Origin of the sequence: Natronorubrum texcoconense (genome assembly GCF_900100335.1) — an archaeon.
GTDB lineage: Archaea > Halobacteriota > Halobacteria > Halobacteriales > Natrialbaceae > Natronorubrum > Natronorubrum texcoconense.
Genome location: NZ_FNFE01000008.1, coordinates 47,458 through 60,801 on the forward strand (window position 1 = coordinate 47,458; position 13,344 = coordinate 60,801).

16 protein-coding genes and 1 pseudogene are annotated in these 13,344 nt (G+C 62.4%); 7 read left to right on the forward strand and 10 right to left on the reverse strand.

All coding sequences use genetic code 11. The features are described 5' to 3' along the window. Positions 1 to 2: 2 nt before the first annotated feature. The 3 genes from BLT08_RS19750 to BLT08_RS19760 form a co-directional block, all read right to left on the reverse strand. Positions 3 to 974 (reverse strand): DUF7283 family protein, encoded by a 972-nt coding sequence (locus BLT08_RS19750; protein WP_090311463.1) that lies wholly within the window; start codon positions 972 to 974, stop codon positions 3 to 5. 93 nt (positions 975 to 1,067) lie between these two features. After that, entirely contained in the window at positions 1,068 to 3,314 is a 2,247-nt protein-coding gene (locus tag BLT08_RS19755) for an AAA family ATPase (protein WP_090311465.1), read from the reverse strand. Between the two features lie 65 nt (positions 3,315 to 3,379). Next, a complete protein-coding gene (locus tag BLT08_RS19760) occupies positions 3,380 to 4,015 on the reverse strand; it encodes a helix-turn-helix domain-containing protein (protein ID WP_090311466.1) in 636 nt (211 codons plus the stop codon). A gap of 86 nt (positions 4,016 to 4,101) precedes the next feature. On the opposite strand from BLT08_RS19760, the gene BLT08_RS19765 reads away from it, so the two are divergent. Next, complete coding sequence (locus BLT08_RS19765; protein ID WP_090311467.1) at positions 4,102 to 5,010, forward strand: ribonucleotide-diphosphate reductase subunit beta; 909 nt, start codon at positions 4,102 to 4,104, stop codon at positions 5,008 to 5,010. 123 nt (positions 5,011 to 5,133) lie between these two features. After that, a complete protein-coding gene (locus BLT08_RS23660; protein ID WP_281245278.1) occupies positions 5,134 to 5,268 on the forward strand; it encodes a DUF7128 family protein in 135 nt (44 codons plus the stop codon). 46 nt (positions 5,269 to 5,314) lie between these two features. On the opposite strand, the gene BLT08_RS19770 is transcribed toward BLT08_RS23660, so the two are convergent. Further along, the gene (locus BLT08_RS19770; protein ID WP_090311478.1) at positions 5,315 to 5,560 is read right to left on the reverse strand and encodes a DUF7508 domain-containing protein; all 246 of its coding nucleotides are present in this window, start codon (positions 5,558 to 5,560) and stop codon (positions 5,315 to 5,317) included. A 4-nt stretch (positions 5,561 to 5,564) separates the two neighbouring features. Further along, positions 5,565 to 6,086, reverse strand: a complete 522-nt coding sequence (locus BLT08_RS19775; protein ID WP_090311480.1) for a DUF5796 family protein — start codon at positions 6,084 to 6,086, stop codon at positions 5,565 to 5,567. Between the two features lie 169 nt (positions 6,087 to 6,255). On the opposite strand from BLT08_RS19775, the gene BLT08_RS19780 reads away from it, so the two are divergent. From BLT08_RS19780 to BLT08_RS19795, 4 genes are all read left to right on the forward strand, one after another. Next, positions 6,256 to 7,128, forward strand: a complete 873-nt coding sequence (locus tag BLT08_RS19780) for a shikimate kinase (protein WP_090311490.1) — start codon at positions 6,256 to 6,258, stop codon at positions 7,126 to 7,128. Then, complete coding sequence (locus BLT08_RS19785; protein WP_090311492.1) at positions 7,125 to 7,451, forward strand: chorismate mutase; 327 nt, start codon at positions 7,125 to 7,127, stop codon at positions 7,449 to 7,451. Before BLT08_RS19780 ends, BLT08_RS19785 begins: the two co-directional genes overlap by 4 nt. Before the next feature lie 103 nt (positions 7,452 to 7,554). Continuing rightward, positions 7,555 to 7,839: a ribbon-helix-helix domain-containing protein gene (locus BLT08_RS19790; RefSeq protein ID WP_090311494.1), complete on the forward strand. Its 285-nt coding sequence runs from the start codon at positions 7,555 to 7,557 to the stop codon at positions 7,837 to 7,839. Then, the gene (locus BLT08_RS19795) at positions 7,832 to 8,116 is read left to right on the forward strand and encodes a type II toxin-antitoxin system RelE family toxin (protein ID WP_090311496.1); all 285 of its coding nucleotides are present in this window, start codon (positions 7,832 to 7,834) and stop codon (positions 8,114 to 8,116) included. Before BLT08_RS19790 ends, BLT08_RS19795 begins: the two co-directional genes overlap by 8 nt. Positions 8,117 to 8,280: 164 nt before the next feature. Here BLT08_RS19795 and BLT08_RS23665 read toward each other — a convergent pair. After that, positions 8,281 to 8,397 (reverse strand): annotated as a pseudogene (locus BLT08_RS23665) (type II toxin-antitoxin system PemK/MazF family toxin); the annotation flags it as partial. Continuing rightward, positions 8,394 to 8,633 carry a hypothetical protein gene (locus BLT08_RS19805; RefSeq protein WP_090311498.1) on the reverse strand — a complete coding sequence of 80 codons (240 nt, stop codon included), beginning with the start codon at positions 8,631 to 8,633 and terminating at the stop codon, positions 8,394 to 8,396. The pseudogene BLT08_RS23665 and the gene BLT08_RS19805, both read right to left, overlap by 4 nt. 409 nt (positions 8,634 to 9,042) lie before the next feature. Between BLT08_RS19805 and BLT08_RS23505 the strand changes: the two genes are divergently transcribed. After that, a complete protein-coding gene (locus BLT08_RS23505; RefSeq protein WP_245724286.1) occupies positions 9,043 to 9,753 on the forward strand; it encodes a hypothetical protein in 711 nt (236 codons plus the stop codon). Between the two features lie 77 nt (positions 9,754 to 9,830). On the opposite strand, the gene BLT08_RS19815 is transcribed toward BLT08_RS23505, so the two are convergent. From BLT08_RS19815 to BLT08_RS19825, 3 genes are all read right to left on the reverse strand, one after another. Continuing rightward, positions 9,831 to 11,300: an NAD-dependent epimerase/dehydratase family protein gene (locus BLT08_RS19815; protein WP_139171341.1), complete on the reverse strand. Its 1,470-nt coding sequence runs from the start codon at positions 11,298 to 11,300 to the stop codon at positions 9,831 to 9,833. A 183-nt stretch (positions 11,301 to 11,483) separates the two neighbouring features. Then, a complete protein-coding gene (locus BLT08_RS19820) occupies positions 11,484 to 12,659 on the reverse strand; it encodes a DegT/DnrJ/EryC1/StrS family aminotransferase (RefSeq protein WP_090311501.1) in 1,176 nt (391 codons plus the stop codon). 147 nt (positions 12,660 to 12,806) lie between these two features. Then, entirely contained in the window at positions 12,807 to 13,193 is a 387-nt protein-coding gene (locus BLT08_RS19825; RefSeq protein ID WP_090311504.1) for a universal stress protein, read from the reverse strand. Between the last annotated feature and the right edge of the window lie 151 nt (positions 13,194 to 13,344).

Below are 13,344 nucleotides of genomic sequence, written 5' to 3' on the forward strand. Positions count from 1 at the left end.
CCCTACGCGGTGACGAGCGTGACACGGTACTCACCCGATTGGGCGTCCTGCGCTATCTCCGCGGCGTCGCTGGCGATGTCGGCCGTGATCGATCCACCCTCGCAAATGTCAGCGAACCCGTGACTGCTCTCGAGCCGACCTTCGCACTCGAGGGAGCCGTCGGTGTAAACCCCGACGGCGATGGGGTAGACGAACGCGTTCTGGTTTTCGCCGGTTTCGGAGAGAATCGGTACCTCGAAATCGGTTTGCGAGCCGTCTGCGGTATCCGTCTCGCTCTTGGTCACCAACAGCTCGTTGTCGCCGCCGTGTTCGACGTCGTCGAAATCTCGGTTTCCGTGACCGGCGTACTCGAATCCGGTGAGCACGACTTCGATCTCGGCTCCCGATGCAGCCGTGTAGCGAACCGTCGCTTCGGTGGCAGCCGTGGACTCGAAACTTCTGGAGACGTTCTCGGCCCGATCGATAGAGCCGGCGGTCTCGACCGTTGTTCCCGCTTCCGCCTCGACTTCGAGCGTTCGAACGGCCAGTTCGCCGTCTGCGAGGTTCCACTCACCGTCGCTTTCCTCGTGAGCCTCGACGAGATCGGCCAGGAACTCGCCCTCGACGTCCTGTCGATCGGTCTCGACGGCGTCGCCGTAGGCAGACTCGAGCGACGCGCCGCGAGCGACCGCCTCGAGTCGTTCGTTCCCCACGACGGGAACGACGGTTCCGTACGCGAGACTCGAGCGGGCGGTTCCGTGTTCGTTTCGCAGCGAGACGGTGGGTCCCTCGAATTTGACTTCCGCGGCGTCGTGGCCGTACGTCGCGCTGGCGTCGTGCGTGGTCCCGGCAACGCGGTCGATCGTGTTCGCGGCCTGATTCGCGTCCGGCGGCGGGCCCGTCGGGAGCCCGAGTACGAGACCGGCGAGCCCCACACTGACGATGCTGACGGCCAGCCAGACGTACCACGCGTCGGCCGGAGTCTCCCAATCCATGCGGCCACTGGCCGACTATTCGTATTTAAACCTCAGTAGCGATGGAGTGGTGTGTGGTTCCTCTGTGCTGCGCTCCGTCGGATTACCCGATTTTCACCGAGTCGGCTTCCCGTTCTCCCGCGCCGCCTTCAGATGCCGTCGCTCGATGACCACCTCGTCCGCCTTCTCGTTCGCCTCGTCGGGATCGTACTTGCTGGCCACCTCGCGGATCGCCTTCATCGAGGCCGTCCGAACGAGCGCCTCGAGGTCCGCACCCGTATACCCCTCCAACTCGGCGGCCAGCGCCGAGAGATCGATCTCGTCGTCCAGCGGCTTCCCGCGGGTGTGGACCTCGAGAATCTTCTCGCGGGCCGCCTGGTCGGGTTCACCGACCAGAACGTGCGTGTCCAGCCGTCCCGGACGAAGCAGGGCGGGATCGATCTGATCCTTGCGGTTCGTCGCCGCGAGCACCACCAGATTCGGGTTCTCTCGCATCCCGTCGAGTTCGGTCAGGAGCTGTGAGACGACGCGTTCGGTCACCTCGTGGCCCTCGCCGCGCGCGGCCGTGATCGCGTCGATCTCGTCGAAGAAGACGATCGACGGCGCGGACTGTCGGGCTCGCTCGAACACCTCGCGGATCGCCTTCTCGCTCTCGCCGACGTAGCGGTCGATGATCTCCGGACCGTCCACGCGGACGAAGTTGACGTCGGTCTCTCCCGCGAGCGCGCGTGCGAGCAACGTCTTCCCCGTCCCGGGTGGGCCGTAGAGCAAGACGCCGGAGGGAGGGTCGGTGTTCGTCTCCTCGAACAGCCGATCGTACGTCAGCGGCCACTCGACGGACTCCCGGAGGATCTGTTTGGCGTCCTCGAGCCCGCCGACGTTCGAGAAGTCCGTGTTCGGCGATTCGGCGACGTACTCGCGCATCGCCGAGGGTTCGACGGCGGCGAGCGCGCTGTCGAAGTGGGATTTCGTCACCGTCGGACTCTCGTTCCACTCGTCGCGCTCGTCGGATTCGGTCGGTCGGTCCCGAATCGCAGCCATCGCGGCCTCGCTCGCGACGGCGTCGAGGTCGGCCCCGACGAACCCGTGCGTTCGCCGAGCGATAGCGTCGACGCTCACGTCGTCGTCGAGCGGCATCCCGCGAGTGTGGACCTCGAGAATCTCTTTCCGTCCCTCCACGTCCGGAACGCCGACCTGGATCTCGCGATCGAAGCGCCCGCCGCGACGGAGTGCGGGATCTATCACATCGACCCGGTTCGTCGCGCCGATGACGATCACCTCGCCGCGAGCGTCGAGCCCGTCCATCAGCGTCAGGAGCTGGCCGACGATCCGGTTTTCGGCGTCGCCGTCGTCGTCTCGCTGGCCCGCGATGGAGTCGATCTCGTCGAAGAAGATGATCGTCGGCGCGTTCGCCTCGGCCTGTTCGAACACCTCTCGGAGTCGCTCCTCGGACTCACCTTTGTACTTCGACATGATCTCCGGGCCGGAGATCGTCTCGAAGTTGGCGTCGACCTCGTTTGCGACCGCGCGAGCGATCAGCGTCTTCCCGGTTCCCGGCGGCCCGTAGAGTAAGACGCCGGAAGGCGGTTCGACGCCGAGCCGTCGGAACAGTTCCGGCTCCGAGAGGGGGAGTTCGATCATCTCGCGGACGAGTTCGAGCTCTTCATCCAGTCCGCCGATGTCCTCGTACGTGACTCCGGAGGTGGGTTCCGCCTCGGTGGTTCCGGGTGGCTGACCGTCCGCCGCTCCGCTCGCTCCGCCGCTACTGCCGCTTTCGCTCGCACTGGCGGCACTCCCGTCGGCGCTTCGGCTGGTGCTCGAGGATCCCTTCCGAGCCGTGTTCGAACCGCCGCCGGCGATTCGAATCGTGGTCGTACTCGTGATCCGAACGTCGCCGCCGGGGTCGGTGTCGGTGACTCTGAACGGCTCCTGTCCGAGCCCCTCGATTCGAATCTGCTCGCCCGCCCGAACCGGGCGGTTTCGAAGCGTCTTGGCCGCCTCTCGCTCCGCACTGCCACGCTGGGTGTCGGTGAACGACGACGGTGCGGCGAGTGTGACTCGGTTCGCTTCGGCGATCGTCGACGTGTCTTTCGTTCGAACGGCCACCGTATCACCGACGTGTGCGCCGGCGTTCGCCCGGGTGTCGCCGTCGATCTGGATGACGTTCTCCGGAACCGACGAGTCCGCCGGCCACATTTTCGCGACGGTCGTCTTCTCGCCCTCGATGACGACGGTGTCGCCGCTCAACACGCCGAGTTGCCGACGTGCGATCTCCGGGATCCGTGCGACCCCTCGCCCCGCGTCTCGCTTCTCGGCGGCCCGAACCGTCAGCGAAACGCCGTCCGAATCCGACTGGCTCATACCCGTTCCTTTCGCACGGGCCGTCTTGAGAATTGTCCTGTCAGTCGGTTCCGAAATCGAGTCACTTACAGCCCGTTCTCGAGCACTCGATCGATCCCTCGTCGAATCCGTTCGGACGCCGACGGCCCCGAAATCCCCAGTTCGTCCCCGATCTCCGCGGTCGACACCTCTCGCGGGACCGCGAAGTAGCCTGCATCGCGGGCCGCGGTCAGCGCTTCGTACTGCTCGTGAGTGAGTCCGAACGGCGGATCGTCGGCCGTCGATTCCCGAGTCAGTCGCTCGAGTTGGAACGTGGCGCCGCGCTCGACACAGAACTCGCGGTACTCCGCGAGCGCCTCTCGATCCGGAAACCGGGACCGACTCCACCAACCGTCGACGGTCACGATGCTGCCGAGCGGCGTGGTGCCCAACTCGATGAATTTCCGGTATATCGGCACCGGTGGATCACGGAGTTCGATCCGATACAGGGCGTTCCCGTCGTATTCGTCCAGCGTCATGGCCCCTGCGACCGTAGCATCGTCCGCCAGTGCGTCGCGAAATTCGTCGTCGGGCTCGTCGACGACTCGACAGAGCGCCACGGGACGGTCGGGGTCGATGACGAGGATCCGTTCGATGTAGACCGTGACCGACGGAACGGCCGCTACTGCGTTCGTCAACGGGAGGTCGAGTGACGTCACCCGAAACTCTGCGATGAGTCCCATGGCACCAGATTCAGCTTTAGATACTTAAACACCCTACTCTGTGAGATACAAATTCATGTGGGTTCTGCCGGTAGGTCCGTCCAACGATGGCAACCGATAGCCGGCCACAACCCGAAACGCAACTCGACACGACGGTGCGTTCGCACAACTACTACCGCAACGCCGTCGAGAAACACTGGGATCCCCACGAGATCGACCTCGAGGCCGATCTCGAAGGCGCTGCCGAACTTCCGGAACCGGCGTTCGAAGGGCTCAAACAGTCGCTCGCACTGTTCGGCGCCGGCGAGGAGTCGGTGACGGAGGATCTCGCGCCGCTCGCGGTCGTCCTGGACGATATCGGCGACCAGATGTTCCTCACCACCCAGCTCTACGAGGAGTCGAAACACACGGATTTCTTCGACCGCTACTGGCGCGAGGTGGTTCACGCCGAAGAGAAACGGCGCGGTCAGGAGCTGTCTTCGCCGACCGACGAGAAGTGGTTCAACGAGCCCTACGACGAACTGTTCGAGCGCAACGAGCGGGCGATGGATCGCCTCCTCGAGGACGATTCGCCCGAAAACCGTGCGAAAGCTCACTGTCACTACCACCTGACGATCGAGGGCATTCTGGCGCAAACGGGCTACTACGGACTCACGCTCGCCTACGGCGAGAACGAACCCGACCTCCCCGACCTACCGGGACTGGTCGAGGGGCTCAAACTGATCCGCAGCGACGAGGGACGCCACGTCGGGTTCGGAATGGCACAACTCAAGTCGCTCGTTATCGACGGCGACGTCGAGGCCGACCTCCTCCGCGAGACGGTCGGCGAACTGGTCCCGCTCGTCCAGGAGAGTCTGACCAGCGACGACGGTGCCAGCTCCGAAGGCGGTCCCGGTCCGAGCCCGTCCGATCTCTCCGAGTACGCCTATCACAAACACGAACAGCGAATGCAACAGATCACCACCGCCAGCGAGAAAATTCCGGAAGTCGAGGAACTCACGGAGCTCGACGCCTGAGCGTCCCCCGCTCCAGCGGGGCCGTCTGCGGATTCAAACCACGTTCTCGCTCGTCGCCTCACCGCGTCGAACACCTAGTCACCTCGAAGAAACGCCTTTGTCGTTCGTCGTGAACTGTCGGGTATGGTAGTCCAGACCGAGCGGGACGACGCCACGTGGTGGGAGTGTGAGACCTGCGGGCTACTGTTCGACGAAAAGGCGGACGCCTCGGAGCACGAGCAGCGGTGTGACGACAGCGAACCGTCGTACATTCAATAGCTCGACCCCACAGCGATAGCGTGTCGTTCGGCGGATCGACCGACGATCACTCGAGTCGCTCGCGGTGATCGACAGCTAGTTCCTGAGCCTGCTCGAGCGTGTGGGTTTCCGTCCACCGCACGCGCTCGCCGTCGCCGTAGGCGAGCGCCGTCTTGAGTTCGTCCCGGAGGACGCCGTGTCCGACCGACTGAACCGTCCCCGACGAATCGGCGAGTTCGTACACGCCAGGTCGGTCGGGTGCGCTGGCGACCGTCCCGCGGTCGAGGTCGCGCCAGGGTTTCTGTAGCGGCATCGCGTTATCCCCACTCGGTGCCGTCGGTCTCGGCACTCTCGTCCGGTTCATCGCGCTCGGTATCGGCGCCGGCACGTTCGCCCTCGCTATCGACGCGCTCGGCGTGGGCGACGAGTTCGTAGGCGTGCTCGCTGAGTTCGTCCTCGGCGAAGACGAACACGCGGCCGTCGACCAGCGAGAGGTCGGCATCGACGCGAATCGAGTACGCTTCCGTCGAGACGGTCACCCCCGGAAACAGGACCTCCTCGTCGTCCCCCTCGAGCATCACGCGGCCGACGCCGGTCGTCTCGAGGATGTCGTCGTGGGTGTTGTGGTCGTTGACGTAGGTCATGACGCCCTCGATTCCGTCGGGGTCGGTGACGAGGACGTGGACCTCCTTGCCCGGCGGGGTCTTGATCGATTCCTCGACGGGTTTCGGCGGGCCGTGGTAGAAGACGTCCCGGCCGTCGAGATACTCGACGACGACGCCACCCTCGACGAAGTCGACCCCGATCGTACTGGGTGCGACGTTGCTGCGAACGCTCATTACTCGTCCATTGGGTCGGATCCCGGAAAAACGGTCCGTTCTGCCGTCCGTTCGTTCGTTCGGATCGGCCGGTAATTGACTCGAGTCTACCGTCTCAGTCGAGCGGTCGTCCGCGGAGAGAATCGTCGAGACCGTCAGCCGTAAATACGCGCTCTGAGTCGGTTGTCGTATGGACGGCCGCGCCGTCGCCCCAGCAGCCGGAACGGTTCTCAACGCCCTCGCAACCGGGACCGGCGCTGCGTTCGCGATTGACCTCGAGACGACAGCCACCGTCGAACTCACGACCGACGGGAGTATCGACGCCGAAATCGCCGGCCAACCCGACGCAGATACGGTGCTCGTCGAGCGCTGTGCTGAACTGACGATCGACGAGTACGCCGAGATCGCAGGACTGGACGCTTCGGCCGTCGGCGCTCGCGTCCGAACCGAGAGCGAGGTGCCGATGGCGTCGGGGCTGAAGAGCTCGAGCGCCGCGGCGAACGCGACCGTGCTCGCGACACTCGATGCCCTCGAGATCGTCGGCACGGTCGAGCGAATTGACGCCTGTCGACTGGGTGTCCGTGCGGCCCGCGACGCCGGCGTCACGGTTACGGGTGCGTTCGACGACGCCAGCGCGAGCATGCTCGGCGGCGTGACGGTCACCGACAACTTGGGCGATGAGTTGCTCGCTCGCGAGGAAATCGACTGGTCGGCGTTGGTGTACATCCCGCCAGAACAGTCGTTCAGCGCCGACGCCGACGTCTCGGCCTGCGAGCGGATCGCCCCGATGGCGGATCTCGTCGCGGAACTCGCGCTCGACGGTCGCTACGGCGAGGCCATGACCGTCAACGGCTTTGCCTTCTGTGGCGCCCTCGAGTTCTCGACCGGCCCGATGATCGACGCCCTGCCCGACGTCACGGGCGTCTCGCTGTCGGGAACCGGGCCGAGTTACGTCGCCGTCGGCGACCAGGACACGCTCGAGACGGTTCGTGAACGGTGGGCGGAACGGGATGGAACGACACGATTACTGCGGACGCGGACAGACGGAGCACAAGTGATATGACTCGAGACCCAGAGACAGCCACGGACGGCGGCGAGACGGAGCGAACACCGGACGAGATGAGCCTCGACGAACTGCGCGAGGAGATCCAGACGATCGATCGCGAGATCGTCGAACTGATCGCGCAGCGAACGTACGTCGCGGATACGATCGCACAGGTCAAAGACGAGCAGAATCTGCCGACGACCGACGAGAAGCAAGAACAGCAGGTGATGGAGCGCGCGGGAGCCAACGCAAAACAGTTCGACGTCGACGACAATCTTGTAAAGGCGATCTTCCGACTGTTGATCGAACTGAACAAAGTTGAGCAGCGTGAGAACCGGTAGCAAGCAACACGCGTTTCACGTCCCTACTATCGTTTCTCTTCGTCAATAGCTTCAGCGCTCGGACGGCGAAACACCTACGGTAACACGTGGGTAATACACTCGTATGTCCGAAGCGGCCACGAACAACGGCGACGACGAGATCGTCACGGTGAACTTTAAAGTCAAACGGTCGTTTCTCGACGAAATCGAAGACACGTGGCAAGGACGAGGATTCAACAGCCGTAGCGAATTTATTCGGTATACCTTACGCGATGCCGTCGAACATCCCACGTTCGACCGCGATGAACTCGTTGCACTCCTCCAAGCCGAAGAAGATGTCCGTGAAGAACGGACGATGAGCGCCGAAGAAGCGCGCGAACGATTCGGCACCGACGACACGAATGAGTGACGACGGGTGGGTGTGGGAACTCGCATCGAAAGCACAGGACGACCTCCATGCACTCAATCCGAACGAGCAGCAACGAATTATCGACAAACTCGACGAAATCGTCGATTCCCCGTGGCGCGACCCACCAGACTATGGCGAACCGCTCCAGAACAGTCCACGCCGTAAGGTACGTATCGGTGAGTTCCGTCTCGCGGTCACTTTCCACAGAGACGAACGCCGAATGGTCGTTGCTCGAATCAAGCGTCGTGGAGGCGCGTATACCGCTGACGACGACTGAGTAGATGTACCAGAACCGGCAAAGTAGACGAACTCTGTAACATCAGTCAGAGACCTGAACAAGGTTGAACAGCGCGAAAATCGGTAGCAAGCACTACGCGTACGAACCGACCGAATCAGTAGATAATACGTCTCTTTACCACACTGATCGCAGCGCAAAGGTCACCCAACGTCGTTCTGGACGACTACCGCAGGGCGGGTTTTCTTCATCTCGTGCCCTTCCGCAGGACCAAATCGAACGACAACGACGCCACCGCGACGAACCTTCGTACCCTCGCTCATTTATCCAGCTCGCTCCACGCTTCGTCCGACGCGGCGTCCCAATCTTTTACAAGTTCTTCTGCACTCTCAGACGTCTCGCGGGAGGCGGCTGCCAGTTCGTCCTCGTCGGGATGGTCGGATTCTACCTCGCCGACGGCGACGGTTACGCGCTTGTTCGCGTACTCCATTCCGAGATTGATTCGCCTTCGGTCATCAGTCTCGTTGGTTTGGAGGTCTCGCGCATCCACCTTCATCATGTTCCCAACTAGATTCTACTACTGAATGGGCCTTGACCACTATTACCCGCAACCGATATTTTCCGCGAGTCGTGCCATAGAGGCGGTACGGTACACTCTCTGCACAGGAACGAGTTGGAGAACGCTTGCCACGTACGGAACGTAATCGAACGCCTCCTTCACGAGTGAACGACTGGTGGCTCGTTCGTCTCGAATGTACTGACACTCATCAATAACTGGCAAATGGTTGATTGATATGGTCGAGAATGTGAGCGTATGTCCGAATTCGACCGACGACGGAGCCTATCGTCGATAGGTACACGCGTACGAACTGACCCAACTGCAGTTGTAATGACGGTAAATCGGTCGATCGAAGAAACAGACGACGAGCGGAGAGCGACTCGGAACGCGCTCGAGAAGGGGAATCGAGATGCAAACTGATCCTGACGCCAGAGACGAGGGAGTGGCACAGCCCGGAGTCGAGTTCCAGGACTGCACGCGGGTCCAAATCACTGGCACGTACGAGGACGTCCTTCTCGGTGTAACCTTCGTCTCTGACGACGGAGAGACGGGTACTGTCGTCGATTCGGTCGGCGGCGTCGACGGTGAACGAACGATCGACTCGGCCGTCGAATTCGACCTCTCGCCGGAGTCGACGGTCATCGAGTACGCCGAACTGTTCGAGAGCGAGGCTGCAATCCCGGGGCTCGGAGACGTACGGGTCGAAAATCCGCAGTTCGAGGACTGTTATCTCGAGCGCGTGGACGGCGAAAACGGTGGCTTGGGGTCGTCGCCGTATGCGGAGTTCCTCGACTGCGAGACGGTTCGGGTCACCGAACCCGCAGCCGAGGTGCTCCTTTCGTTATTCTGGTGGGACGAGCGGGGACAGCTCGGAACGATCACCGAACCGGTCGGTAGTGTCGAAGAGGAGCGAACGATTTCGGCGACGACGGAGTTTGGAACGTTCGCCTACGGCCCGGTTATCACGGGAGTCGAACTCTTCGACGCCGGAACGCCGACGGTTCCAGGTGGCGGAGACGTGTCGGTTCGAAATCCGGACGCCGAGTCGTGCGCAACGTCGATCCGCGACGCGTACGACGGGCCCGACGAACTGGACGAGAGTCCACCCGAACGTTCCTGATCGGGTTCGAGACGAAAACTCGACTGCACGGGCTATCGGCGTCGGGGATGGTCGATTATGCGATTTGGGACTCAGAACTACACTTCTTTCGAGGAAAGCGTCTCACGCGCCTGCTCACGCGAGACCGGGTCGTGACTGTCGAGGATAGCGGCCGCGTTCTCGTAGCTCGGCGCTCGTTCGAGCGTCTCGTAGTTGTTGTATCTGGTCGCCGTATAATCGGCGTACGCGTTGGAGTTGAACTGTTCGTTCAACTCGAGACAGTGGTCGCGAACCGTCCGTTCGGGCTCGAATCCTAGTTCCGTCCGGATCTTCTCGAACTCCACGCGATAGCTCCGTTCGTCGGTGAGTTCGTCGTGGTACTCGATCGAAGCGTCGGGGAAGCAGTCGGCGACGATGGTCGCGAGTTCGTCGATCCGGTAGTTCTGCTGGTTCGACCCGACGTTGTACACGGTGTCGGCAACGTCATCGATCGGCGCGGTTAGGCAGTCGACGTACGCCCGAGCGGCGTCTGCGACGTGGACGTTCGGTCGGTACTGATCGCCGCCGAACACCGGGATCGTTCCCTCAGTATGGGCCTTGGCCGGCAGGATGTTTCCGACGAGATCGAATCGCATCCGCGGCGACTGGCCGTAGATCGTTGCCATCCGGAGGATCGTCGGGGAGAAGTGCTCGTCGGCGAGGTCGTGGAGCACGCGCTCGGACTGAATCTTCAGCCGAGCGTACAGCGAGACCGGATTTCGTGGCGATTCCTCGGAGAGGCGCTCGGCTTCGGTCTCGGAGCGTCCGTAAACGCTGCAGGTCGAAGCGAAAACGAAGCGGTTGATGCCGTGGTACTTACAAATCGACGCCAGCAGCTGCGTCGAGTGGAGGTTGTACTCGAGGGTCTTCTCCGGATCGATCTCGGAGGCCGGATCGCCGACGATGCCGCCGAGGTGGACGACGGCGTCGACCCCGTCGATCGCCTCGAGAACGGTATCGATCGATCGGGCATCGCCTCGATACAAGGTGAACCGATCGTCGTCGCGGAGCCCGCTGATGCCCGCGTCGCCGTACATCAACGGATCGAGCACGCGAACGTCGAACCCGTCCTCGAGAAGTTGTCGGCAGAGCACCGAGCCGAGATATCCAGCTCCACCGACGACGAGAACCGTGTCGACGGCGTTCGAATTCGGTTCGACTTCTCGGGTCACGTCGTCGATCAACTCGATCGTCGTGACGTCGGTGACTCGTTCGTCGCCGTCGACCACGGGCGCGATGGTCGTCTGCTGTGCTCGATCGTTGCCCTCGAGAGCGTCCGATGCCCCTTCCACTGTTCGGATACTCCCGCTCGTATCGACGACGATGGGATCGTCGTTCACTACGTCCGAAATCGGCGTATCTGGTGTAACCCCCTCGAATAGTTTTTGCCTGAGTCGCTCGTCGGTCGCGGTCCCAACGAGTTGGTTCCCGTCGTCGACGACAACGATACCCCCTGCTTCGGATCGATCGATCCGTGAAAGTGCGGTCCGGATCGACATCCGCGAATCGGCTGTGACTGGCCATCTCATGATTACGTATCGACTCCAACTGCCGCTGATGTCGGCTCGGTACCGACGCCGACGCGGCCTATTCACTCAACCCAGAGCGTTCCCCTTTGTTATGGGTCGGTTGGATTGATAGTCAACTAATATTGATAGAAGGTTGTCGTGACGTGTGACGGATTTCGTCGACTGCGTCAGGCCTGGAAAATATCAGCTCTGTATCGTATTCGACTGGGCCCCACCGGCAGCCCTGTCACGCTCGAGACCGTCTCTGACGCCGGTTGTGATCCGATCGATCTCGTCGTCGCGTAGTCCCGGATGAATTGGAAGCGAGAGGACCCGTCCTGCGATCTCTTCGGTGACGGGAAGCGAACCCGACTCGTAGCCGTACTCGTTGCGGTACGCTCGCGTGAGGTGAACGCTCGGATCCCAGTACACCTTCGACGCAATCCCTCGCTCGGTTAGGGTATCGATAACGGCGTCTCGGTCGACCTGTTCGTCGAGCGTGACCGTGTACAGCTGGTAGACGTGGCGTCCACGACCGGCAGCTCCGTGGGGATCGACACCGTCGACAGCAGCGAGACCGTCGGACAGGCGTGACGCCACGCGTCGGCGGTTCGAGATGTGATCTTCGACTTTCCCGAGTTGCGCACAGCCGATACTCGCCACGAGGTCCGACATCCGGACGTTCGTCCCGACGCTGGTGTACTCGCCGCTATCGGGCGAGTCGAAGTACTCCGACGAGGCGCGACCGTGCGAGCGGTACCGCTCGAGACGGCGAGCGAGGTCGTCGTCGTCGGTAACGATGGCACCACCCTCACCCGTCGGCAGAACCTTGTTCTGGCAGAAACTGAGTATCGCCGCGTCACCGATCGTTCCTAGCGCCCTGCCGTGATAATCGGCCCCGAACGATTCGGCGACGTCCTCGATCAACGGGACGCCCGCGTCGGCAGCGATCTCCTCGAGTGGACCGATCTCGCAGGCGGCGCCGTAGGGATGGATCGGTAAAATCGCCGCGGTGTCGTCAGTTATCCGCGCCTCGACGCGTTCGGGATCGAGGCCGTACGTCTCCCGCTCGATATCGGCGAACACCGGGGTGGCACCGACGAGTCGAACGGCGTTCGCGGTCGCGATAAACGTAAACGAAGGGACGATCACTTCATCACCCTCGCCGATACCGTACGCCGTCAGCGCGGCGACCAGCGCCGTCGTCCCCGAGTTGACGGTCACAGCGTGTTCGACCCCCAGATACCCCTCGAGTCCATTCTCGAACTCCTCGATGTACGGCCCGTTCGCCCAGTACGAACCCCGCGTGATCGAGTCGACGGCGTTCGAAACGTCGTCTTCGTCCCACGGGATTTCGAACAACGGAATCTCGTCACTCATCGAGCGGTGATTCACCGGACTGCCGATTAAGTAGCCGTTCGCTACCGACAAAAATTTGACTATTTTGATGCTTGCAACTTCCTGCACAGTCGTTATCAGCACGGTTCTCTCGAGCTTCCAGGGTAATTTCGACGCTCCTCGAACTCGTTACGCGTCCGGGACTGGCACGACGACGACCGGCAGCGACGCCGTCTCGAGCAGCCGCCGCGTGGTCGACCCGACGGATGTCGACTCGTCGGCGAGCCCGTCGTGAGCGGCGATCAGTATCTCGTCCGCGTCGACTTCCGTCGCGGTCTCGAGGAGCGTTTGGACCGGCTCCTCGCCGGTTCGTAGCTCCGTTTCAACGTCGCCGAGCGCAGCCAACCTGACGGGAGCGACGTTCAACGCCTCCTGTGCGTCCCGCCGTGCCGTCGCGTCGTCCGCCGGTGCAACGGCGACGACCGTGGCGTCGTCGTCGCTCGTCGCGCGCTCGTCGAGGTAGTCACAGATCGCTGCCGTCGTGTGCACGGACGCCGTGCCGACGAGAAAGTGCATATCGAATCCTCGAAGAGCGACACGAAGAACGTGTTGACACTCGCGTCTCGATCACGACTTGGTCGAACGCGACGCAACCGAGTCGATCCGTCGTGAGGATTTTCCGACTCAGAAAATTCGCTCGTATCACTATTACGTGCTAGTCGAAAGG